Source organism: Agrobacterium sp. V1 (genome assembly GCF_030518355.1).
Classification (GTDB): Bacteria; Pseudomonadota; Alphaproteobacteria; order Rhizobiales; family Rhizobiaceae; genus Agrobacterium; species Agrobacterium cucumeris.
Window position 1 is genome coordinate 1,669,551 of sequence record NZ_JAULSF010000002.1, and the last position, 21,742, is coordinate 1,691,292.

Below are 21,742 nucleotides of genomic sequence, written 5' to 3' on the forward strand. Positions count from 1 at the left end.
CTTTGCCGCATCCGGACGCAGCCTGAAGGCTGGAGACCTTGTGAGCATCGGTTCCTTTTCGCCACTCTTCCCTCTCGAGGCCGGGCAGACGATTACCGTAAGCTATGAGGGATTGCCGACGACACCAGCGGTTTCGGTTCCATTCGAGTAAATCAGCCCGAACCCAATCCCGACCGCGTTACAGCCATGATGCGCTAAGCCGCACACATGGCCATCTCCATCGTCAGGCGGAAACATTCGTAATCTTGATCAACGCGCCGGAGTATTCGCGTCCTCAGGCACGTAAATCATCCGCCCGTCGTCAAGACGATAGGTGACGCCAGCACGAACGCCTTGCCCATCGCCAATTGCGCCGCTGGCGCTGTAGCGGGTCAGTTCCTGCCCGTCCTTGACGGTGATCCGCATATCCGGCTCACCGGGATTCTCGACCACCGTCACCTTCTGCGACGAAAACGGGTTGAGCGGATTCTGGATGATGACGATCATCAGGATACCGATCACCACAAGAAAGAGATCGATCAGGTTGACGACGGAGAGAATGGGATCGTCGGCCTCGTCATGGTCGAGAAAGCGCATCAGACCACCCCCCGTGCACGCTCGATCACACGCAACTCCTCCAGCAACCAGCGCCGGCGGATCGTGAGAATGAAGAAGGTGATGCTTGCGGCGACAAGAGCCAGGATGACGGAAGAAAACGCAACGACGAGGTTCTCGCCCACCGATGCTGCATCCCCGCGGCCAAGGCCAAGAAGCGCGGGCCCCATCGGGATCATCGTCGCGACAAGCCCCAGCATGGGCGCGGTGCGTGAGACGATCCTAAGCAGTTCGAGCCGCTTCATGATCGCCAGCTCGATATCGTCCGAGTGACCAGCCTCAAGAACAGTGCGGTGACTGCCGCGCCATCGCTGCAAGGCTTCGGCAAGGAACATGCCGAGCGACACGAACGCATAGGCAAGAGCTGCCGCAATCAGCAGGAGAATGGGGAAAAGGAAGAGGCGGGAAGCCTCATAAAGGCTGAGTTCGAGACTGTTCATAATATCCGTTCGGAGGGTTCATGGGTTGGAGCGCGCGGCATTCATGCGCCATTGCAAGCCGGCGCCGCACAGGGTCAGGCCGAATATGATCGACAGGGTCAGCCAGGGCTGCCAGCGATCCTGTGTCTCGCCGGCGGGCTGGACCTCTCCGAGCACCTGCCCGGCAACGGCTGTCGAGGTTACGGCAGTTGGCGCGCCATCCGCGTTGGCTGGTGCATCCATCGGCGTTTCCGTCCCGCGGGGCGCGGCCACGGCAAGGCCAAAACCTGCCGCCATGCGTTCGACGAAGGCTTTCGTCGCTTCGGCCCCGACCGCAACGCCATGATCCGAAGCAAGCGCCTGCCAGCGCTCGGTGATCTGCCGGCGGGTTTCCTCCGGCGCGTCCCAGTAGCCCTTGCGGATCGCTTCGATCATGCGCTCCATGAGTTGGGCCTGCGCCGACGGATTATGGGCCTCGAAATAGGCATTGATGCCAAGATCGCGTTTGTCGGCAACATAGGTGTCGAACATGGCCTGCCACTGGTCGGCGCGCACGGTCGACGGATCGACCACCTGCCAGCCGAAAAGATTGTTGGCGGCGTTCAGCATTTCCAGCGTACCGGCATAACCCTCCGCCTTCATGCCTTCGATCCAGTTCGGATTAAGGTAGCGAACACGCAACTCGTCAGACAGAAAACCTGCGAGTGACGCCGTGCGCGTGGCGCCGGCGCTGCGAAGATCGGAGATGTAAAGCGATGGGGCCGTTCCGTCGAGATGCCGGATCGCCACCGACAACCCTCCGAGAAATTCGAATGGATGGTCGGTGGAAAGCACGCCATGAAGATTGGATGACCGTGACATGACCGCAGCCTGCGCGCCTCTCAACTGTTCGGCAAAGAGATTGCCGCCCTGCGAAGCTTCCCCCCAGCGTCGCGCGCCATAGGCGAACTGTGTGCTGGCGAGGAAACGCTCAGCCAGTGCCGAATCGTCGTCCCATGCTGTGGAATCAAGCGCCAGATGCGGCAGGCCCGTGCCGTAGCTTCCCGGTGCACTCGAGAAGATGCGCAGATCGGCCTGCTCGCGTGCCTGCGCGCCGGGCAGACCCTTTTGCTCGAGTGCCGCGGCAATGCGGGAACTGTTGGCCGCAACCGGATTGTCTTCCTCATCCATGGCGGCAATACGCTCGATGGCCCCGGCGAGCAGCCGCATAAAACCGTCGAACTGGTCCCGATAGACGCTCGTCACCTGCACCACGACATCGACGCGCGGTCGGCCAAGCTCTTTCACCGGCACGATCTCCAGACTGCGCAGGCGTCCGCCCTCATCCCAGACAGGGCGAAGACCGAGCGCATGGAGCACCTGCGCCTCGGTGACGCCGAGATGGCGGATCGCTTCCGAAGACCAGAGGCTGAACGCGATCTTGCGCGGAAATTCACCACCATTATCCTTGCGGAAGGACGCGACAAGCTGGTTGAAGGCTTCCGCCCCGGCATCGAACGCCGCTGCCGTCGGTATCCTGTCCGGCTCGAAGGCATAGAGGTTCTTGCCGCTCTTGACCTCCGGGTTACGGATCGGGTCGCCACCTGCGCCGGGCGCCACGAAGCGGCCCTCCAGTCCGGCTAGCAGTGCCTCGGTTTCGCCCGGCGTTGCAAGGTTTGCATCCAGCCTGTCGGCGCGTGTCAGAAACTCCTGCAAAGACGGCTCCAACCCAGCGCGATCCTTGCCCTCTCGCAGATACTGATGAAGTGTGGCGAAGGGTTTCGTCTCCTTGAGTTTCGAAAAATCATCCACGAACAGCTCATCGCCACCCGCACCCACTGCATCGTAAAAGGGGTGGCCGAGCTGTTGCATGATCGTCGCGAGCCTTTGGTCGGGATCGGAGGGTTTGCCAAATGTGTGAAGGCCAAGCGGCATCGCAGTGCGCGCCAGTTCATGAAGATGATCGTGCAGTTTGGAAAGAAATGCGCCAAACTCCGCCCGCGCGGCGTCTTCAGTCCATCCCAGATCGGCATGCATGCCCGCCGCCACAGCCGCGTCGACGATCCTGGCAACGGTTCCGTCACGCGTCGCCCCCTCGTCCAGTTGAACATAATCGTGGATGAGATGATGGAGGTCGCGCAGTTCGTCATAAAGGCCGGAAGGCAGGAAGGGCGGCGTCTGATGGCTGATCGTGACTGCCCTTCCGCGCCGCTTTGCCTGCAGGGCCTCGCCGACATTGTCCTGGATATAGGGATAAAAGACGGGCACATCGCCGACCGCCAGAAACGGCTCGTCATCGGCAGCCAGCCCGCGGTCCTTGCCCGGAAGCCATTCCTGCGTACCGTGTGTGCCGAGATGTATGATGGCGTCAGCGCCGACCGCTTCGCGTAGATAAAGATAAGCGGCCATGTAGAGGTGATCAGGCGGAGACGCCGTATCGTGATAATGCGCGCCGGGCGTTTCCCCGCGCGGCATCTGCGGCATGATGACGAGCTTGCCGCGCTTCAGGCGTGGGATGATGAAACTTGGCACGCCCTCCACCATGCGCACGGCCCAGTGCCTGCCGGGATCTCCGCCATGGGAAAAAGCGTGGCGTTTGGATACCGGCAGCTTTTCAAGCCAGCGCTTGTAATCGGCGACCGGAAAAACCGCCGCGAGATCCCTTGCCAGCAAATCTTCAAGCGCAACGGTGCGATAAAGGCCGCCCAGCATGGCCTGGGCCGCATCGATCATCTCCTTCTCGGCGAGCGCTGGCACGTCGTAACCTGCGCCGCCCAAAGCCTGAACCATCGTCTCGATGCTGAGTGGCACATTGAGGTTGGATGCGCCGAGATTCTTTTCACCGGTCGGATAATTCCAGAACAACAGCGCCAGGCGTTTGTCCACGGCGGGCTTGTGCCGCAGGGCGGCAATGCGCACCAGCTTGCCCATAAGTGCGTCCACTTGTGCCGGCAGGGCAACTTCGACCCCATTTTCCACCGCCGTCAGAACGAGTGGATCAATCATGCCCCAACCTTCCGGCCCGGCCAGAAAGACGGCGCTCGTACGCGCCGGGATACCCGATGCCGCCGACGCCCAAGCCGCGGCTCCACCCTCGCGGTAACCGACAGTCTGGATGACGGGAATGTCCAGATCGAGGAATTCGGCGCTGCGGGCCTGCCCGCCACGCAGGTGGGTGAGATTGACGATCGCATCCAGCCGTGCCGGACGTGCGATATCTGTGAGACCATGCGCATCCTCACCATCAAACCAGAACATGACAGGGATGAGCCCGGCCGCCTCCGCGCGTTTGACCAACCCATCCAGAAACCCGGTCTGCATGTTGCCAATCGCGCTCGACCCCACGATAAAACCAACCCGCCCGGCAGCCTTGGGCCAACGTTTCTCACCCCAGGTCAGATATGCTTCGAGTGTTTGAAACACATGCGGTGCATCCGGGTGCCAGAAGCCCGTTTCAGACCGATGCTCAACGGCAGGCAGCGCTGAAAGATCACCACCCGTTTTCCAGAGGCGGACCGCAGCGAAGAAATTGCGAAAATTCTCCCGGCCGCCTCCGGCATAATAACCGAGCAACATACGGGCATCGTCCGGGCTGATCTGCCGCCATGCCGGGCGTCCGCCGCCGATCGTGATGACCGGCGCCACAGACGATGCCAGTCTTGTGCCGAGTGCTTCCTCGACACGCGCACGATCACTGGGCCTCGGCACATCAAGAACGATAAGATCGGCACCGGCCAGCCATTCATCGGGCGATGATGTCGCGGCCTCGACATCAATGGAATCCAGGGTGACGCCCTCCTCTGCCGCAAGCGGCTTCAGCCCGCGAAACTTCTCTGGCAGCACGAAGCTGTTGGTCAGCACGCGTACGAGCGGACGGTCGGTGGCAGCCGGTTCCTGAGCCGCGGCGGGAGAGACCAGCAGGGTGAGCACGAGTGGCAGCAGGTGAAAGAGGCGCATGGTCAGAACGTCGCCCGCAGGCCAACGAAGTAGCGCCGGCCTTCATCCACAAAGGTATAACCGCCTGTTTCATCTGCAAGCCGGACATCCGTAATGTTTTCGACACCGAATTGCAGGCTGGCATTTTCGTGGAACTGATAGTCCGCATAGGCAGACAGGATCACGTAATCGGGCCGTTCTCGTTTGACGACCGCTCCACGGATCGTTTCGCTATAGTCCTGCGTGCCGACATATTGAGCCTTGAAGGAGGTTGTCAGATTGTCCAGCGGCGACCAGGCGAGCGTGGCGTTTGCCATGTGCTTGGAGCGGTCGGGCAGGCGTTCGCCCGTCGTCCTGTCGAAAGGGTCGAGAAATGTGTAGTTGACGTCCAGCTTCAGGTCCCAGGGAAGCTCAACGCCACCACCCAATTCAATGCCCCTTATGCGTGCCTTGTCCACGTTCTCGTAGGTGCGCACCGCACCCGAGGCGCGGTCGCAACGCAAAATGCAGACAGTCTGGATGAGGTTTTCGACATCGTTCTGGAAAACCGTTGCATGGGCCGACCAGATATCGCGCTGGTACTCGACACCGGCCTCAAAGGAGAGATTGGTCTCCGGCTCAAGATCGGGATTGCCGACGATGGTAAAACGGCCGCCCCCGCCAATCGCTTCATAGCCCGCCGAAAGCTGCTTCAGCGTCGGTGCCTTGAAGCCGGCGCCGACGCCACCTTTGAAAGTCAGCGCTTCATCGGCGTGATAGAGAAGATAGGCGCGTGGACTTGCATGCCAGCCGAAAGCTTCATGATGGTCAAATCGACCACCCAGGACCATCTCCCATTTTTCGCCAAGAGAAATCTCGTCCTGGATAAATCCGGCGTAATGCATCTGATCCGCCCGGCCGGTCCTGTTGACGGTCGTGTCCCTCAGCCGCTCCTGCCGAACTTCAGTACCGACCGTGAACCGATGGCTGTCAAAGGGTGAAAAACTGACCTGGGCGTCACCGACCGTATCGATCAGCTCCTGCGGATCTGACGTCGGGGCGCCGTCGCTGCGCCTGTTCTTGCGTTCCAGAGTGCTGTTGTAAATTCGAACACGGCTTGAGCCCCAGTCCCAGTCACCCTGATGGGACAGCGAAATGCGCTGGCGCCATATATCATCATCCGAGCGATAAAAGGTCGGGAACCGTCCGGTACCGGACCCGCTGTTTCTCCAGCGCTCTTCAAAGCCGGCGCCATAAGAAAGATCGATGCGCTGGCGCTCATCCGGTGTCCATGTCAGCGCCGCATTACCCATGAAAGCCTTCTCGTCATTCATCGACGAGATGCGCACATCCTGACCGGAGGCCAGCTCGGTACGCCCCTTGAACGCTCCCCAGAGGTTGAGCCCGAGAACACCCGGAACGATTGGGCCGCCGGCATAGGCTGAAAAATTATAGCCGTCACCACCAAGCCCGCGTCCCGGCAGGGTGCCGAGAGTGGAAAACGAGCTGTGCCATTTGTCGGTGGCACTTCGGGTAATGATATTGACCACGCCGCCGAGCGACTCCGATCCGTAGAGCGAGGACATTGGTCCGCGCACCACCTCAACCCGCTCGATCGCCTCAGCCGGCACCCAACCTAGCTCAAAATCCGAATGCGCGATTGCCGACGCCGAGCCGCTGATCCGCATCCCGTCGACAAGCACAAGGGTTTGGTCCGGCAACATGCCTCGAATGGAGATACCCTTGCGGCCAAGGCCCACCCCGGTGATCTGTACGCCCGGCGTACCCTCGACTGCGGCGGCAAGGTCGTGAACCGGCCGCTCGCGCAGCTCCTCTCCCGTCACGACGGTGACGCTGGCCGGTGCATCCTGCAGGAAACGCTTGCCCGACGTGGTCGTGACAACGATCGGGTCGAGCACGGTTGTCGTCGGTTCTATGGTCTGGGCTTTGGCAATCGCGCCTCCAGAAACGGAAGCGGCAAGCATTAACGTATGTAACAGGCAACGGCGGTTCATCGATAGCCTTCCGGTATATGGCAAGCAATTAGATATGTTATATCATAACATGTGTTTCCGGAACAGCTAAGGCAGCATTAATATTTTGTCAACACCCAAGGTCCGCTGTCCACCTTTGGTGTGCTGGTCAGGTCTGAGCGCGTTGCCAAAACCAACTGTCTAACAATCATGAGACAGCAAACGCGCCCGTATCCAGGAAGCGGTTAGAAACCCTTCACCGGCATGCCTGAATAATGCAGGTGCACCAGCTTCCAGTGGTTATCCGTCTTTCTAAGGACATGGGTCTCGCGACCGGCACCACTGATCGGCTTTTCTCCTTCCTTGAGCTTGGCGTCAATCTTCCAGTAAAACTCCACAATCGCGGTATTGTCGAAAATGTAGATGGCAGGCTCCCGCTCGTCGGTCACCATTCGCAGATTGCGGTCGGTCAGGACGTCAAACAGGGGCGCATAGAAGCCGCTTTTGATTTCTTCAAACCCCTTCTGATGTCCTCTGATATTGATATTGGAGACATCCGGACTGTGTTCCCACAGTTCATCGATGATTTCCGGCCGTACATCGCCCTCATTCACGCTCCGGGTATATTTGCGGACAATATCCAGAACCCGTTGTTTCTCGTCGGCGGTCGCAGAGATGCTGGTAACACTGTTGGAGGATAGCGCTTCGGCGTTTCGAACGCTGGGCGTGTCCGAACTATTTGCCTCCTGAGATGATCCCGCAGAAGCCAGCGTCGGAACCGAAAGAGCGATAGATGCAAGTGTGATCCTGATGATTTTATTCACGTTTATTCCTCCTTCAGGAGAACTGACGCTCTCCGGAATGCTCTAAAAGGGTAAATCTTGCGAAATCTGGGTTAAGTGACGGGAAGCCTATGGGCAGGCCACTTGATGCGACCGGCATCTCGGGGCCGACAGATTCAAACCTCGGCCAGGATGCTGTTGGCCGGCAGTCGTGATTTGGGCAGGTCTGCATTGTAGTCGGCCTGCCAGGGCTGGATATTGGTGCTTGACGGGCTGAGGCGCAGCAGCGTCCGGATCTTCTCAATATCGGTATTCACGTTCAATTCCTTTGAAAGTCAGGACGAAACTTGATCCAGGAAGATCAGGCGAAGGGGTTCTTCGAGAAGATCCTCGATGGTTGCGGCAAACGCCTGGAAGTATGGGGCTTTGAAATGATCATCGAGCGCATCCTGGTTCGTGAAAGCCTCGCGCATATAGAAAGTGCCCGTTTCATTCTTCAGCTCGAATAGAACATAATCGAGGTTTCCCACCTCCTGGCGGGTCGGCTCGATGAGCTTGAGCAGGCCTTCCCGCAAAGCTTCCCGTTTACCGGGCTTCGCCTTCAAGATGGCGATCGATATGATTTTCTCGGCAGTCATATTCATGATGCTGATGTCCTTGTGAGTTATGCAGGCCGATGAACGTCGGCCGCCCGATCAGTCCTGCTTGAAGCGATAGATGAAGAAGGGTGGCTTTCCTTCGTCGCCCGCACCGGTGAAGGCTGGCGTCGAATTGAGCTGGTTTGCCGAGACATAGATCCAGTTTTGCGGACCCAGTGCGATGTTGTCGGGCCACAGAATGCGCTTATCCTTCACCAGCGTTTCGGGCGCTGTGCCGCCTGCCTGTACTTTGACGACTGCGTGGTTCTGCAGGTCGCCGAAGTAGTGGCTTCCCTGCGCATCGGTCACCGCACCGTCACTGACGGGCTTATCCGCGGCTTTCCGGATGGCGGCGCCAATGGCGGTATCATCCTTGCCCTCACGGAAAAGATTTGCCGGCACCTAGTACCAACTCGTTCCGTTCATCGGCCCGAAGAACAGCGTCTCACGATCGCTGGAAAGCGTAATGGGATCGACGGCCACCCGCGCGGGCTTGCCCCCGAACTGCGTAACCTTGCCATCGATGACCATGTCGATATCTTCGGCCTGCAGCGACGGATGTCCACCGAAGCGGCGTGCGCTTTTGTCTTTCAGATTGATGGCGATGATGCCGGGATTGGCAATATCGGCAAGATAAACCCAGCCATTGGTCTCATCGACTGCTAGATCCTGTGCGAAACTTCCCTTCGGCGCGACATCCGCGGGAACTTCGATTTTTTCCACAACAGCGCCGGTCCCGATATCGATCGCCCACACCCGGGTCTTGCCGATATCCAGCCCCATATCCATCACCCACAGGCGATCGTTCTTGTCGAAGACGAGACCGAGCAATGTATCAAACGTGGCATCGGAAGATTTCCCGCCCTTACGCTGCAACTGCGCATTGGGGTAGGCGACGGGTTTTCCATCGACAATTTCCACCAGTTGCATGGCCGGTGAGCCAAGCGGGTGAAGAGTGGTAAAGACGCGCCCGCCGCTTGAAACGGCGACATTGCCGGGGCGGCTTTCAAGAGCGGCAACAACATCGAGCTGCGGAGCAACCGCGGTCTGTGCAATTGCGGGAATGGCAGCGGTGGCAAAGAGAAACGAGACTGCGACTACCGATAAAGTGTGTTTGATCATAAGCTGTCCTTTCGACAACAGGGTTCCTGCGCCGTTTCGTATGAACTGCGGTTATGGAACCGGAGATGGTGTGATGGCAGGCGCCGTAAGACGCCCGTTTCCTGTTTCTGTTAGAACCCGGCGAGAACGATCTTTCCCTTGGCCTTGCCGGATTCGATCAGTGCGTGGGCCCGTTTGAGATTTTCCGCGTTGATCGCGCCGAAACTCTCGTTGAGGGTCGATTTGATCCTGCCTTCGTCGACGAGTGCGCCGATGCGGTTCAGAAGCTCATGCTGCTTCTCGATATCAGCCGTCGCATAGAGCGAGCGGGTGAACATCAGTTCCCAATGCAGCGAGATCGATTTGCGCTTCAGCGGCAGGGCACTAAGTTCCCTTGGATCGTCAATCAGGCCGAGGCGGCCCTGTGGCGCTATCAAGTCAACAATCTCGCTCAGGTGATCGTCGGTATTCGTCGTGGAGAAGACAAATGCCGGCTGGCCGACACCCAGCGCCGCCACCTGCGCAGCAAGCGGCTTGCGGTGGTCAATGACATGATGGGCACCGAGCGCCTTCACCCAGTCCTGCGTTTCTGGTCGCGAAGCGGTCGCGATGACGGTGAGATTCGTCAGCGCCCGGACGATCTGGATCGCGATGGAACCGACACCACCGGCACCGCCGATAATGAGAATGGCATTTGCAGCACCGGGTACGGGACGGCTCACATCCAGACGGTCGAACAACATTTCCCAGGCAGTGATCGAAGTCAGCGGCAGGGCGGCTGCGGCCGAAAAATCAAGCGTGGCCGGCTTTTTACCGACGATACGCTCATCAACGAGATGATATTCCGCATTGGTGCCGGAGCGGTTGATCGCGCCGGCATAAAAGACTTCGTCGCCAGGCTTGAAGAGCGTCACCTTCGGACCGACGGCGGTGACGATGCCGGCCGCATCCCAGCCCAGCACCTTCCACTGGCCGGGCTCCGGCTTCGCCGAAGCACGGATCTTGGTGTCAACCGGATTGACCGAAACGGCCTTCACCTCAACGAGAACGTCGCGTCCGGTTGGTTCGGGGCGCGGCAGGTCGAAATTGACAAGCGCCGTTTTGGCGTCGATGGATTGCGGAATATGGTAGCCAACGGCTCGCATAACATTCTTCCTGTTTCTATAGTGGATTACTGCTGACGCGGTCCCGCGGTAACACCCAGAGTCGCGGTCGCAATTGTGTTTTGGTAGATGAAGAAGCCGGTGAGTGGCGCGGTTGCGCCTGCCGGAACCTCCAGTTTCCCGGTTTTCAACGCATGTACTGTGTAGTGTGCTTTCGACCAGCGGGCGGGCTTGATCGCAGCGCCCTCGCTGATATCAGGACCGGTGAACGCAAAATCCGCAGCCAATGTTGGGCTGCAGACGCCGCCAGAGATATCGCAAAGACAATGGTGACGATGGAATGACTGCTCATGGCAACTTCCTTGGGCAAGCGTCGTTGAACACCCGCTCAAGGTAGTTTCATTCATGGTATTTTGATAATTGACATAAAACCAAAATTATAATTCGGATATTCCGTATTATAATTTCCTCCCTCCCTGCTACATAATCGCCCTTCATCTTTTTCCCGCTTGAAGACAGGAGTTTGCGTTGCAGATGTCAGGACTTCATCATCTTACAGACCTGCTCGGCCACAGCATCACGTTTCTTTCGTCCCGGACGTCGGCTGGGTTGACGCATGAGGGCAGAATGTTCGTCGGAGCTCACGTCCTTGCCATCCCAACCGGGGATTTCAGTGCAGGAGCGGCATATTGTGGAGAATTCATCGAGATATCGACGGAATGGCACCAGACGAGCCTCGGCGATGACTATCACCAACTGTGCGTCACTCGAGTTTCCGTTCCATCAGAGGCTGGGCAACGGATCGCGGTTCCCGGCCAAGGGCAATACCCTTTCAAGGGCTATCCGCATTTTCACGGACACTACTTCTCCCGCCCAGTCACGCGGATCGAGGTGCTCGAAAGAGTGGTCACAAATGCTGAGGTGAATGGCGGCAGGGTCGAGCAGGTAATTTACGACAGCCATATCCGCTTTATCGCAGGAACGCATGAAGCCGTCTTGACCACGGAACATGGTGTGATCCTTGGCGAGATCGAACTCTATGCTGGCCTTGTGGGAACAATTACCCCGCGCGCATCTGACCTTGTGCACACGAGGATGGTCATGGGCCTTTAATTCACCTCCCCCTCGAGAAAGCGGCTGACGATGCCGGCATGGTCGAGGTGCACAACACCTCCTTCTTGCCACCCGATAACAATGCTGTACTTTCCAGATAATTGAGTGGGTTTCGAAAACAGTCTTCGGAAAGGCCGAAATATGCTTCTCGATAATCTTTCCCTCTTCCTGCGTATCGTGGAGAAGGGCGGCCTTTCCGTGGCCGGGCGTGAAGCAGGCCTTTCGGCAGCAACCGTCTCGGAGCGTCTCGCATCGCTGGAGGCCTATTACGGCGCAACGCTCCTGACCCGCACGACGCGGGCAATAAGCTTGACGGAAGAGGGAAAGGCTCTTGTCGATGGAGCGCGACGGCTTCTGGCCGAGGCCGAGGAGCTTGAAAGCCGCGTACGCCACGGCGTAGACGTCATTTCCGGGCCGATCCGGATCAGTGCCCCGGAGGACATCGGCCGCCGGCTGCTATTGCCGATCATCGATACATTCCTGGACGAGCACCCCGCCGTAACGATTGATCTCAATCTCACAGACGGTAATCTGGATCTGGTTGGACAAGGCATCGATTTTGCTATTCGGCACGGCCTTCTCGCCGACAGCAGCATGCGGGCGAGGTCTCTTGGTGAAAACCGGCGCATCGTCTGCGCGGCACCATCATATCTCCAAGAAAACGGCACACCGGAGCATCCGGATGACCTGGCGCAACACGACTGTATCATCATGCGTTTCGGCCAAAATCTTGATCGCGAATGGCCATTTGTCATCGATGGCGCGATGCGCAAGGTTGCCGTGCGTGGGCGGCGAGTGGTGAATGACGGTGGAGTGGTGCGCGACTGGTGCCGGCAGGGCCGTGGAATCGCACTAAAATCCATCCGCGATGTGGATGCCGACCTAGCTTCGGGTACGCTTGTCGAATTACTCGCGGACTTTGCCGCCGGCAGCACGGCATTGCAAATCGTCTATCCACCGAGCGCTGTGCAGCCGCGGCGCGTTCGGATGTTGATTGATCGTATTGCCAAGGCGCTGTCTACTGTGCACATCGCGAAACCGTAAAAGGCACTTTTCAATCCTGCCGCTCCAAAGCTTTGGCCACGGATTTCGACTGAGCGGGAAAACTCATGGTTTCGTCCCTTTTCAGGCATGATCAAAGCAGGTGAAAGACAATGGCTCAAGGAATTGGAATTGGCCTATCGCAGCGCTTTTATGAAAAGATCGTTGCCCCCATCCTTCATGAGAACTTCCCGCATCTGTCTTATGCCGCAGCGCGTATCGGCCTGGGTTCGGAAATTCTTGGTTTCGATTCCGAGATCTCCGCAGACCATGATTACGGTCCATGTGTGCAACTTTTCCTTCCTGCAACGGGCTTCTCCACGATTGCACCGGACATCATGAAGAGACTGGACGCCGGTTTACCGCCATCATTCGAAGGCTGGCCCGTCCGTTACTCAACCAATGTCCGGCCACCGGCAGAAAATCCAGGTTCAGGGATGTTGGGTGCAGATCACGGTGCTGAGCTTTATACAGTTGCAGCCTGGTGTGACCGGTTCTGGGGCCGTCAGTTTCCAGACGAACTGACAGTACAAGACTGGCTATCCTATTCGGAGCAAACATTCTTGACCGTTACCGCAGGCGCGGTCTTTCGCGATGATTTTGGTGAATTGACATCACTGCGCAGGCGTCTCGCCTATTTTCCCCGCGATGTCTGGCTCTACAAGCTGGCGGCACAGTGGGGCCGCATTGCCGAAGAGCGCGCTTATGTCGGCCGCACTGGCGATGCTGGCGACGACATTGGCTCGCGTGTCATTGCAGGACGAATGGTCGGGAATATCATGCGTCTTGCTATGCTGATCGAACGCCGATACGCGCCTTATCCCAAATGGTTTGGGACAGCTTTTTCCGAACTGGATTGCGCATCTGATCTCAAACCGTTGCTGGATCGCGTGATGCGCGCTGAAAATTGGAAAGGGCGGGAGAACGGACTGATCGAGGCTTGCCGCTTTGTGGCTGAATTACAGATTACAAACGGCATCCCTGGCGCCATTGCACCGAAGATGGGTGCGATAAACGCCAGGCCATACCAATTTGTCGATTCTCTTGCGATTTTTTCCGCGCTCCGCTCCAAGATCAAGGATGAAACGTTGCGTCAATTGCCGGAATTCGGGGCAGCCGATCAGTTTTTGACCAGCAATTTCCTCCTCGCTGTTCCAGCGTATTCAAGCGCCGCGACCGCTTCGCTTTTCGAATTGGCCGAAGACATCGGCGGCTAATGAGAAACTTGCTACGTCTGCAATATCTGCGTCTGGCGGGGCACTCGGTGACGACTTAAGCAGCGATGCCACCTCAACGCCTTTCAATTTTCCAACGGGATATCGACCCTTAGACATGATGGACATGTGGCGAAGCAGCCATCATAGTGCCAGAGGCTGGCGTCTTTTCGGAGAGCGAAGGACGAGTTCGGAAGTCATCCGTATCTCAGTCATTGCGGGTTCGATCTGCCTGTTAGCTCAGTTGGATGCCCTGCTTACATTACCGATGACGCGCCTCTGGAGGATAAATCTAATGGAAGTAAGATTTCTCGCTGAGGCTTTTCTCGCCCTCATGCTTTCCAGCGCTATCGCCTCCGCCCAGCAGGCGTCCGACATGGTCGCGCCCGAGAAGGCGACTGATATCGCGACGGCCAGACGTGTCGAGTCGGGAAGCTTCATGGTCGCGGCAGCCAATCCGCTGGCAGCCGAGGCTGGGCGCGATGTGATCGCCGCGGGCGGCAACGCCATAGATGCCATGGTGGCGGTGCAGACCGTGCTGGGCCTCGTTGAACCGCAAAGCTCCGGTCTCGGCGGCGGAGCCTTCCTCGTCTATTACAATGCGAAAAGCGGCAAGCTGACGACGTTGGACGGCCGGGAGACGGCGCCGATGGAGGCCTCACCAAAGCTCTTCCTGGATGACAAAGGTCAGCCGCTTAAATTCATGGACGCCGTAATCGGCGGCCGTTCCGTCGGCACGCCGGGAACGGTACGACTTTTAGAGGAAGCCCATAAACGCTATGGAAGGGCGGAATGGGCAAGCCTGCTGAAGCCGGCGGAAAAGCTGGCGACCGAGGGTTTCAAAGTGTCGCCGCGCCTTGCCTCCCTGATCGCGTCCGAGGGCGATCGGTTGAAAAAATATGAGGCCCGCTCCTATTTTTTTGACGCCTCCGGAGCGCCCCTCCAGGCCGGCGCCGCGTTGAAGAACCCGGCCTATGCCGAGACGCTTGCGGCAATCTCCAAAGGTGGCGCCGATGCCTTCTACAAGGGGAGAATTGCCGAGGCGATCGTCAAGACTGTGCGCGAGACGACCGACAATCCCGGCGTGCTGTCGCTTTCCGATCTTTCCAACTATCGCATTATCGAGCGCGAGCCGGTCTGCTTCACCTACCGTACTCTTGATGTTTGCGGCATGGGACCGCCATCGTCGGGTGGCATCGCCATCGGCCAGATGCTCGGCATGGCGGAGAATTTTGATCTCAAGTCCCTGGGGCCGAAAAATGTCGAAAGCTGGCGTATTATCGGCGATGCGCAGCGTCTCGCCTTCGCCGACCGCGAGCGTTACGTCGCTGATACCGATTTCGTGCCATTGCCGATCAAGGGTCTGCTGAACAAGACCTATCTGGGCGAGCGGGCAAAGCTGCTCGACGGCGACAAGGCATTGGCCACCGATGCCGTCAAGGCCGGCGAACCGGAATGGGACCACGCGCTCCTTTTCGGCCGGGATGCCGCGCTCGAATTGCCCTCCACAAGCCATTTTGTCATTGCCGACAAGGAGGGCAACGTGGTCTCGATGACGACGACGATCGAAAGCGGCTTTGGCTCGCGGCTTATGACGAATGGCTTCCTGCTCAATAACGAATTGACGGATTTTTCCTTCAAGACCCATAATGGCGGCCTGCCGATCGCCAACCGCGTCGAGCCCGGCAAACGGCCGCGCTCCTCCATGGCCCCGACCATCGTGATGAAGGATGGCAAGCCGCTGCTCGCCATTGGTTCGCCCGGCGGCAGCCAGATCATCGGCTATGTGGCGCAGGCGCTGATCGCCTATATCGACTGGGGCATGCCGGTGGAAGCGATCGTCGCCCAGCCGCATCTCATCAACCGGTTCGGCACCTATGACATAGAGGCCGGTACCAGCGCGGAAGAACTGGTCGGTCCGCTGAAGGCACTGGGCTACGAGGTGAAACCGGGTGAGATGAATTCCGGTTTGCATGCTATCGAACTAACCGCTCGAGGTTTCGTCGGCAGTGCCGATCCACGACGCGAAGGAGTGGTTGTTGGGGAATGAGAAACGGGCGCAGCGGACACCGCCCGAAAGGGGTGAGGACCTTGTCTTCATCGTGACTGCTAACGTCTTTCAAAATCTCGGCTGCGCCAAAGCCCGTCATTTCAATATCGTGGTTGACCTCACACGCTGCTGAACCCGGCTATCCAGCCCCGAAGAAAAATCTTTCGGTTTGCCACCAATAATCGGAATGGTCTTTGCCGCGCCCGGTTCGCGGCAGGGATATCGTCGCGATGGCAATCGGGCCTGCCTTGCCCTCCCACGACAAGGCCAGCGGCCCGGATCAGAAACATCGACGAGAGGGTAAAGCCGAATGGCAAATGATCGCAAACTGCATCTCGGCGCCTTTATGCGGCCCGTCAGCCTCCACACCGGCGCATGGCGTTATCCGGGTGCATTCCCGGACGCGAATTTCAACTTCGCCCATCTGGCGCGCTTTGCGCAACAGCTGGAAGCCGCGAAATTCGACGCATTCTTCATGGCCGATCATCTGGCGGTGCTGAACATGCCAACGGAAGCCCTGCGCCGCAGCCACACCGTAACGTCCTTCGAACCTTTTACCCTGCTTTCGGCGCTCGCCGCCGTCACCTCCCGCATCGGGCTGGTTGCCACCGCCTCAACCACATTCGACGAGCCCTATCATGTGGCACGGCGTTTTGCGTCTCTCGATCACCTCAGCAATGGTCGTGCCGGGTGGAACATCGTCACCACGTCAAACCCGGATGCTGCGCGGAATTTCGGCCGCGACGAACAGCCTGACCACACCGAGCGCTACGGGCGGGCGCGTGAATTTTACGATGTCGTCACTGGCCTCTGGGATTCCTTCTCTGACGACGCCTTCATCCGCGATGTCGATAGCGGGCTGTTCTTCGATCCGGAAAAAATGCACGTCCTCAATCACAAGGGACCCGAATTTTCCGTGCGCGGGCCGCTTAATATCGCGCGTCCGGTGCAGGGCTGGCCTGTCATCGTTCAGGCCGGCGCATCCGAGCCGGGACGCCAGCTTGCGGCCGAAACAGCCGAGGTGGTTTTTGCGGCGACACCCACGCTTGCGGCGGGAAAGGCCTTTTACAAGGACGTCAAGGACAGGACTGTCGCTGCGGGCCGTTCCCGAGACGGGATTGTCATACTGCCGGGCGCTTTCGTTCTGGTCGGCGATACCGTGGAAGAGGCCAGGGCCAAACGCGCCAGGCTCGACAGCCTCGTCCATTATGACAGCGCGATCGCCTCGCTGTCGATTGCGCTCGGCCACGATGTTTCCGGCTTCGATCCCGATGCTCCCCTGCCTGATATTCCGGAGACGAATGCGAGCAAATCCAGCCGCGAAAGGGTCATCGAACTCGCCAGAAACGAAGGTCTGACGGTGCGCCAGCTTGCCCAGCGGCTGGGCGGTTATGCCGGCCTCGCCTTCGTCGGCACGCCGGAAACCATAGCCGACGAGATGGAAAAATGGCTGCATGAAGAGGGTTCGGACGGCTTCAACATCACCTTCCCTTTCCTGCCTGATGGCCTTGACGACTTCACCACGCGCGTAGTGCCAGAACTACAGCGACGTGGTCTGTTTCGAAAGGACTATGAGGGGCCGACATTGCGTGATCATCTGGGGCTGCAACGGCCAGCCAATCGTTTTTTCCCGCAATAAAGGGTCATCGCGCCGATTGCGACAAAGCTAGGGAGATTTTCCACACCCGCCGCGAAGTTTGGCATGAGGTTCCAGAAGGGCGGATTGACCTCAAAAACACCCGCCCTTACCCTTTAATTACACAAAATACATAAATTAGGTGAATTAATATGAAGGCTGAACATTCCCGCCGCCAGATCCTCAAGTTCGGCCTTGCCGGCGCACTCGCAGCACCGTTGGTCACGGGCCGCGCGCTCGCTCAAGCCTCTTCGGATTTCCCTGCGGAGCTGAAGCTGGACTGGGGATTTTACTCCTCCCACACACTGCTGATAAAGAACAAGGGCTGGCTCGAAGAGGCTTTTAAGGATGTCGGCACCAAGATCACCTGGGTGCAGTCCCGTGGCAGCAACAATTCACTGGAATTCCTGAAGGTCGGCTCGACCGATTTTGCCGGTTCGGCCGCACTGTCAGCCTTTCTGGCCCGTGCCAACGGCGTGCCGCTGAAGGTTATCTATGTGGCCAGCTGGGGTGGTTCCTCCATCATTCAGGTGCGCCCGGATTCGCCGGTCAAGACCGTTGCCGATCTCAAGGGCAAGACCATCGCAGTCACCAAGGGAACGGCTCCTTATTTCACTCTGGTGCGTGCGCTTGACCAGAACAAGTTGTCGATCGACGACCTGAAGGTCGTGAACCTGCAACATCCGGAAGGCTTCAACGCGCTGCAGCAGGGTCAGGTCGATGCCTGGGTCGGTATCGATCCGCATACATCCCAGGCGGAGCTTGCCGGCGACAGGGCGATTTTCGATGAGCGCAGCTGGCGCGACGGCAGCGTCTTCAGCGTTTCGGAAGAATTTCTGGCAAAGCATCCGAAAGCAGTCGAGCGACTGCTCGGCGTCTGGGTGGAGACGCAGAAGTGGATCCGCGAGAATAACCGCGAATTTATCGATTTCGTCACCAAGGTCACCGGCAACGATCCCAAGATCACCGAGCTGACGATTAACAAGCGCGACTGGAAGGATCCTGTTCCCGGTGAGGAATTGCTGAACTCCATCCGCATTGTCACGCCACTGCTTGGCGATGATGTTCTGCGCCCGGGCGTCAATGTTGATAATGTCCTTTCATCGCTGATCGATCCGGCACCGGCGAAAAAGGCACTCGGCGCATGAATTCCCATCCGCGCGAATTCCAGCGCGTGAAGCAGCCTGCCAAACAATTCCCCTCCCGCCTGCCGTTCTTGCAGCGGGTGGGCAATTTCTTTGGCCGCTTCGATTTGCGCGGTGCAATCGTGCCGGTCGGCTCATTGGTGCTGCTCGAGCTTTTCGTTCGTTTGGGCTGGGTCAGCCCCTATGTGCTGCCGCCGCCTTCCGAACTTTACGAGACGTTTCTGCGGCTAGCCGAAGGTCCATTGTGGACGAATGTTGCGGCCAGTACCGCGCGCGTCTTTGTCGGCTTCGTCATCGGCTCGCTGCTGGCGGTCGTCGTCGGTTCGCTGGTCGGTTTGGTGATTGCTGCCGAGCGTTATCTCGAGCCGACATTTCAGGCGCTGCGCGCCGTGCCCAGCCTTGCATGGGTGCCGCTGCTGATGATCTGGTTCGGCATCGGAGAAACCTCGAAAATCGTGCTGATCGCCAAAAGCGCGTTTTTTCCGGTTTATCTCAACCTCTTCTCCGGTATCAGAAATGTCGACCGCAAGCTGGTGGAAGTGGGCGAGATGTATCGCCAGCCGCTGCCCGTTCTGGTGTGGCGGATCTTCATTCCCGCCTCTTTGCCGCATCTGTTCACCGGCCTGCGTTACGGGCTGTCGCTCGCCTGGCTGAGCGTTGTCGCAGCCGAGCTTCTGGCCGCGTCTGAAGGCATCGGCTACATGCTGTCCGACGGACGGGAACTCTCGCGGCCCGATCTGGTGATGATCGCCATCATCTGCCTTGCGGTGCTGGGCAAGATTTCCGACAGCCTGTTCAAGATCGTCGAGGAGCGTTGCCTGCGCTGGCGTGACACCTATTCCCTCAATGAAGGAGGGCGGCTGCGATGAGCCTGCTCAATGTCGATGTGCGCGAAAAAGCTTTCGGCGATACGGTCGTCCTTCAGGATATCCACCTGACGCTTGGTGATGGTGAGGCGGCTGTTCTTCTTGGCCCCAGCGGCTGCGGCAAGAGCACGTTGCTGCGCATTGCCGCCGGTCTCGACCGACGTTTTTCCGGTACGGTCAGGGTTCAGCAGGCAGAGGAAGATGAGGCCTCGCCGCCCATCGCCTTCGTGTTTCAGGAACCTCGCCTGATGCCCTGGCTGACGGTTGCCGAGAATATAGGTTACGCCGCCGGCAAGAAATATGATGTCGAGCGGGTGGAAGGCCTGATCAACGATGTGGGCCTGAGCGGCCACGCCGGCGCGCTGCCAAAGGCTCTTTCAGGCGGCATGGCGCAGCGGGTGGCCATCGCAAGGGCGCTCTATACCCGGCCGCGCATCCTGCTGCTGGATGAACCCTTCAGTGCGGTGGACGCTTTCACGCGGATGAAACTGCAGGACCTGGTGCTGAAAATCATCGAACAGCGCGGAATTTCCTTCCTGCTCGTCACCCACGATATCGACGAGGCACTCTATCTCGGTGACCGGATCTACATGATGGGCGCCCATGACGGCCGTATCCAGCAGCGGATAGAGGTGGACGTGCCGCGCCCGCGCGACCGAAGGTCGCCGCAACTAGCCAGCCTCAAGAACGAGGTGCTGACCGCCCTGCACAACGCCCATGTCATCTGACGGCTGTGCGCCTCACCCGAATAGTCGGCGTGAAGCTGGCAGGCGAAGCTGAGCAGCCCGAAAGTCTGCCGCAGCATTCGCCGTTCCTCCATCCGTTCGAGGCTACATCTTTCTCCGAGTCATGACTTGTCCAAGGCGAGGGCCAGGTCAGCGACAAGATCGTCGGGATGTTCGATACCGATTGACAGCCGGATTGTGGAATCCAGCACGCCGATGCGCTGGCGAACATCGGCGGGAACTCCCGAATGTGTCATGGTTGCCGGATGGGAAGCAAGAGACTCCGTACCGCCAAGGCTTACCGCCAGCTTGAATATGGTTAGGGCATTGAGGAACTTGAAGGATGCAGCCTGGCCGCCAATAATGTCAAACGAGAATGTCGATCCCGCACCGGTGCATTGAGCCGCAAACACCTTGCCGACGGCGGAGGCCGGCTCGCTGAAAGACAGGTAGTGGATTTTTTCCACCTTCGGATGCTCCTTCAGGAATTCAGCCACGACCCTGGCGTTGTTGTCCGCTCGCTCCATCCGGATCTGCAGCGTCTCGAGGGAGCGGCCAAGCATCCAGCATGAATGCGGATCAAGCTGCGTGCCGATCGCGCCACGCAAGGCCTTCACCTGCTTCATGACATCCTTCCGACCAAGCGCGGCACCGGCAATGAGGTCGGAGTGCCCGCCAACATATTTCGTCAGCGAATAGAGCGAGATATCGGCACCGTGCTCGATGGGCCGCTGAAACACCGGGCCAAGGAGCGTGTTGTCGCAAGCGATGATCGGCCTGTGCCCCTGCTTTTGGCCGACCACGTCAGCGACGCGGCCCATCATCGCGATGTCGACAATGCTGTTTGTCGGATTGGCGGGGGTTTCGATAAGGATGACAGACACCCTGCCCTTCGCCATCGCCTCCTCTGCCGCAGCCATCACCGAGGCCTCGCTGACACCGTCGGCGAAGCCCACTGCCGACACACCGAAATTATGGAAGGTCTTCGCCAGCAGCGTCTCCGTGCCGCCATACAGGGGCTGGGAATGCAGCACGGTGTCGCCCGGTCGGACGAAGGCGAAAAGCGTCGTTGAAATGGCGGACATGCCGGAGGAGAAGAGCGCACAGCTCTCGGTACGTTCATAAACGGCAAGACGATCTTCAACGATCTCGCTGTTGGGATGGTTGAAACGCGAATAGACGAGGCCCGCGCCCCTGCCCTCCGGCGGTTCCTTGCGCCCGGATACGTAGTCGAAGAAATCGCGCCCGTCTTCTGCCGACTTGAAGACGAAAGTCGACGTCAAAAACACAGGCGGCTTTACGGCACCCTCCGACAATTCAGGATCATATCCATAATTGAGCATCTGGGTTTCAGGATGGAGAGCGTGATTGCCGATGTGGGTTTTGGACGGATGCGGCGCGGTCATTTCCGATGATCCCTTGACTGGCGTTGAACTCACTGCAGGTTA

The 21,742-nt window shown here is 58.7% G+C and carries 20 protein-coding genes; 8 read left to right on the top strand and 12 right to left on the bottom strand.

The window, feature by feature from the left end; all coding sequences use genetic code 11:
- Positions 1-249: 249 nt before the first annotated feature.
- From QSV77_RS21520 to QSV77_RS21570, 11 genes are all read right to left on the bottom strand, one after another.
- Complete coding sequence (locus tag QSV77_RS21520) at positions 250-576, bottom strand: DUF2149 domain-containing protein (RefSeq protein ID WP_271362892.1); 327 nt, start codon at positions 574-576, stop codon at positions 250-252.
- Positions 576-1,034, bottom strand: coding sequence for a MotA/TolQ/ExbB proton channel family protein (locus tag QSV77_RS21525; protein WP_271362890.1), 459 nt, complete (start codon positions 1,032-1,034; stop codon positions 576-578). The genes QSV77_RS21520 and QSV77_RS21525 overlap by 1 nt, the downstream gene beginning before the upstream one ends.
- Before the next feature lie 18 nt (positions 1,035-1,052).
- Positions 1,053-4,949: a cobaltochelatase subunit CobN gene (gene cobN, locus QSV77_RS21530; protein WP_302735002.1), complete on the bottom strand. Its 3,897-nt coding sequence runs from the start codon at positions 4,947-4,949 to the stop codon at positions 1,053-1,055.
- A gap of 2 nt (positions 4,950-4,951) precedes the next feature.
- The gene (locus tag QSV77_RS21535; RefSeq protein WP_302735003.1) at positions 4,952-6,922 is read right to left on the bottom strand and encodes a TonB-dependent receptor; all 1,971 of its coding nucleotides are present in this window, start codon (positions 6,920-6,922) and stop codon (positions 4,952-4,954) included.
- 203 nt (positions 6,923-7,125) lie between these two features.
- Positions 7,126-7,704 carry a nuclear transport factor 2 family protein gene (locus tag QSV77_RS21540; RefSeq protein WP_302735004.1) on the bottom strand — a complete coding sequence of 193 codons (579 nt, stop codon included), beginning with the start codon at positions 7,702-7,704 and terminating at the stop codon, positions 7,126-7,128.
- A gap of 134 nt (positions 7,705-7,838) precedes the next feature.
- Positions 7,839-7,979, bottom strand: coding sequence for a hypothetical protein (locus QSV77_RS21545; RefSeq protein ID WP_302735005.1), 141 nt, complete (start codon positions 7,977-7,979; stop codon positions 7,839-7,841).
- Between the two features lie 18 nt (positions 7,980-7,997).
- Entirely contained in the window at positions 7,998-8,306 is a 309-nt protein-coding gene (locus tag QSV77_RS21550) for a putative quinol monooxygenase (protein ID WP_302735006.1), read from the bottom strand.
- 51 nt (positions 8,307-8,357) lie between these two features.
- Positions 8,358-8,702: a hypothetical protein gene (locus QSV77_RS21555; protein ID WP_302735007.1), complete on the bottom strand. Its 345-nt coding sequence runs from the start codon at positions 8,700-8,702 to the stop codon at positions 8,358-8,360.
- The gene (locus QSV77_RS21560; RefSeq protein WP_302735008.1) at positions 8,703-9,422 is read right to left on the bottom strand and encodes an L-dopachrome tautomerase-related protein; all 720 of its coding nucleotides are present in this window, start codon (positions 9,420-9,422) and stop codon (positions 8,703-8,705) included.
- 110 nt (positions 9,423-9,532) lie between these two features.
- Complete coding sequence (locus tag QSV77_RS21565) at positions 9,533-10,546, bottom strand: zinc-binding alcohol dehydrogenase family protein (RefSeq protein WP_302735009.1); 1,014 nt, start codon at positions 10,544-10,546, stop codon at positions 9,533-9,535.
- Positions 10,547-10,572: 26 nt separating this feature from the next.
- A complete protein-coding gene (locus tag QSV77_RS21570) occupies positions 10,573-10,911 on the bottom strand; it encodes a hypothetical protein (protein WP_302735010.1) in 339 nt (112 codons plus the stop codon).
- 127 nt (positions 10,912-11,038) lie between these two features.
- Between QSV77_RS21570 and QSV77_RS21575 the strand changes: the two genes are divergently transcribed.
- From QSV77_RS21575 to QSV77_RS21610, 8 genes are all read left to right on the top strand, one after another.
- Complete coding sequence (locus QSV77_RS21575) at positions 11,039-11,617, top strand: hypothetical protein (RefSeq protein WP_302735011.1); 579 nt, start codon at positions 11,039-11,041, stop codon at positions 11,615-11,617.
- Positions 11,618-11,758: 141 nt separating this feature from the next.
- Complete coding sequence (locus tag QSV77_RS21580) at positions 11,759-12,661, top strand: LysR family transcriptional regulator (RefSeq protein WP_302735012.1); 903 nt, start codon at positions 11,759-11,761, stop codon at positions 12,659-12,661.
- Positions 12,662-12,771: 110 nt separating this feature from the next.
- Positions 12,772-13,875 carry a DUF4037 domain-containing protein gene (locus QSV77_RS21585; RefSeq protein ID WP_302735013.1) on the top strand — a complete coding sequence of 368 codons (1,104 nt, stop codon included), beginning with the start codon at positions 12,772-12,774 and terminating at the stop codon, positions 13,873-13,875.
- A 292-nt stretch (positions 13,876-14,167) separates the two neighbouring features.
- On the top strand, positions 14,168-15,922 hold the full coding sequence (ggt, locus tag QSV77_RS21590; RefSeq protein ID WP_302735014.1) for a gamma-glutamyltransferase: 1,755 nt from the start codon (positions 14,168-14,170) through the stop codon (positions 15,920-15,922).
- 310 nt (positions 15,923-16,232) lie between these two features.
- Complete coding sequence (locus QSV77_RS21595; RefSeq protein WP_269702307.1) at positions 16,233-17,561, top strand: LLM class flavin-dependent oxidoreductase; 1,329 nt, start codon at positions 16,233-16,235, stop codon at positions 17,559-17,561.
- A gap of 149 nt (positions 17,562-17,710) precedes the next feature.
- Positions 17,711-18,706: an aliphatic sulfonate ABC transporter substrate-binding protein gene (locus QSV77_RS21600; protein WP_142842987.1), complete on the top strand. Its 996-nt coding sequence runs from the start codon at positions 17,711-17,713 to the stop codon at positions 18,704-18,706.
- Positions 18,703-19,572, top strand: a complete 870-nt coding sequence (locus QSV77_RS21605) for an ABC transporter permease (protein ID WP_271362875.1) — start codon at positions 18,703-18,705, stop codon at positions 19,570-19,572. The genes QSV77_RS21600 and QSV77_RS21605 overlap by 4 nt, the downstream gene beginning before the upstream one ends.
- Positions 19,569-20,297 carry an ABC transporter ATP-binding protein gene (locus tag QSV77_RS21610; RefSeq protein WP_302735015.1) on the top strand — a complete coding sequence of 243 codons (729 nt, stop codon included), beginning with the start codon at positions 19,569-19,571 and terminating at the stop codon, positions 20,295-20,297. The genes QSV77_RS21605 and QSV77_RS21610 overlap by 4 nt, the downstream gene beginning before the upstream one ends.
- Positions 20,298-20,416: 119 nt before the next feature.
- On the opposite strand, the gene QSV77_RS21615 is transcribed toward QSV77_RS21610, so the two are convergent.
- Positions 20,417-21,700 carry a cystathionine gamma-synthase family protein gene (locus tag QSV77_RS21615; protein WP_302735016.1) on the bottom strand — a complete coding sequence of 428 codons (1,284 nt, stop codon included), beginning with the start codon at positions 21,698-21,700 and terminating at the stop codon, positions 20,417-20,419.
- Positions 21,701-21,742: the final 42 nt, after the last annotated feature.

Coding starts and splice junctions, on each gene's coding strand:
- QSV77_RS21520 (WP_271362892.1), bottom strand. CDS start 576: ATGCGCTTTCTCGACCATGACGAGGCCGACGATCCCATTCTCTCCGTC.
- QSV77_RS21525 (WP_271362890.1), bottom strand. CDS start 1,034: ATGAACAGTCTCGAACTCAGCCTTTATGAGGCTTCCCGCCTCTTCCTT.
- cobN (WP_302735002.1), bottom strand. CDS start 4,949: ATGCGCCTCTTTCACCTGCTGCCACTCGTGCTCACCCTGCTGGTCTCT.
- QSV77_RS21535 (WP_302735003.1), bottom strand. CDS start 6,922: ATGAACCGCCGTTGCCTGTTACATACGTTAATGCTTGCCGCTTCCGTT.
- QSV77_RS21550 (WP_302735006.1), bottom strand. CDS start 8,306: ATGAATATGACTGCCGAGAAAATCATATCGATCGCCATCTTGAAGGCG.
- QSV77_RS21560 (WP_302735008.1), bottom strand. CDS start 9,422: ATGATCAAACACACTTTATCGGTAGTCGCAGTCTCGTTTCTCTTTGCC.
- QSV77_RS21565 (WP_302735009.1), bottom strand. CDS start 10,546: ATGCGAGCCGTTGGCTACCATATTCCGCAATCCATCGACGCCAAAACG.
- QSV77_RS21570 (WP_302735010.1), bottom strand. CDS start 10,911: ATGAATGAAACTACCTTGAGCGGGTGTTCAACGACGCTTGCCCAAGGA.
- QSV77_RS21575 (WP_302735011.1), top strand. CDS start 11,039: ATGTCAGGACTTCATCATCTTACAGACCTGCTCGGCCACAGCATCACG.
- QSV77_RS21580 (WP_302735012.1), top strand. CDS start 11,759: ATGCTTCTCGATAATCTTTCCCTCTTCCTGCGTATCGTGGAGAAGGGC.
- QSV77_RS21585 (WP_302735013.1), top strand. CDS start 12,772: ATGGCTCAAGGAATTGGAATTGGCCTATCGCAGCGCTTTTATGAAAAG.
- ggt (WP_302735014.1), top strand. CDS start 14,168: ATGGAAGTAAGATTTCTCGCTGAGGCTTTTCTCGCCCTCATGCTTTCC.
- QSV77_RS21595 (WP_269702307.1), top strand. CDS start 16,233: ATGGCAAATGATCGCAAACTGCATCTCGGCGCCTTTATGCGGCCCGTC.
- QSV77_RS21600 (WP_142842987.1), top strand. CDS start 17,711: ATGAAGGCTGAACATTCCCGCCGCCAGATCCTCAAGTTCGGCCTTGCC.
- QSV77_RS21605 (WP_271362875.1), top strand. CDS start 18,703: ATGAATTCCCATCCGCGCGAATTCCAGCGCGTGAAGCAGCCTGCCAAA.
- QSV77_RS21610 (WP_302735015.1), top strand. CDS start 19,569: ATGAGCCTGCTCAATGTCGATGTGCGCGAAAAAGCTTTCGGCGATACG.
- QSV77_RS21615 (WP_302735016.1), bottom strand. CDS start 21,700: ATGACCGCGCCGCATCCGTCCAAAACCCACATCGGCAATCACGCTCTC.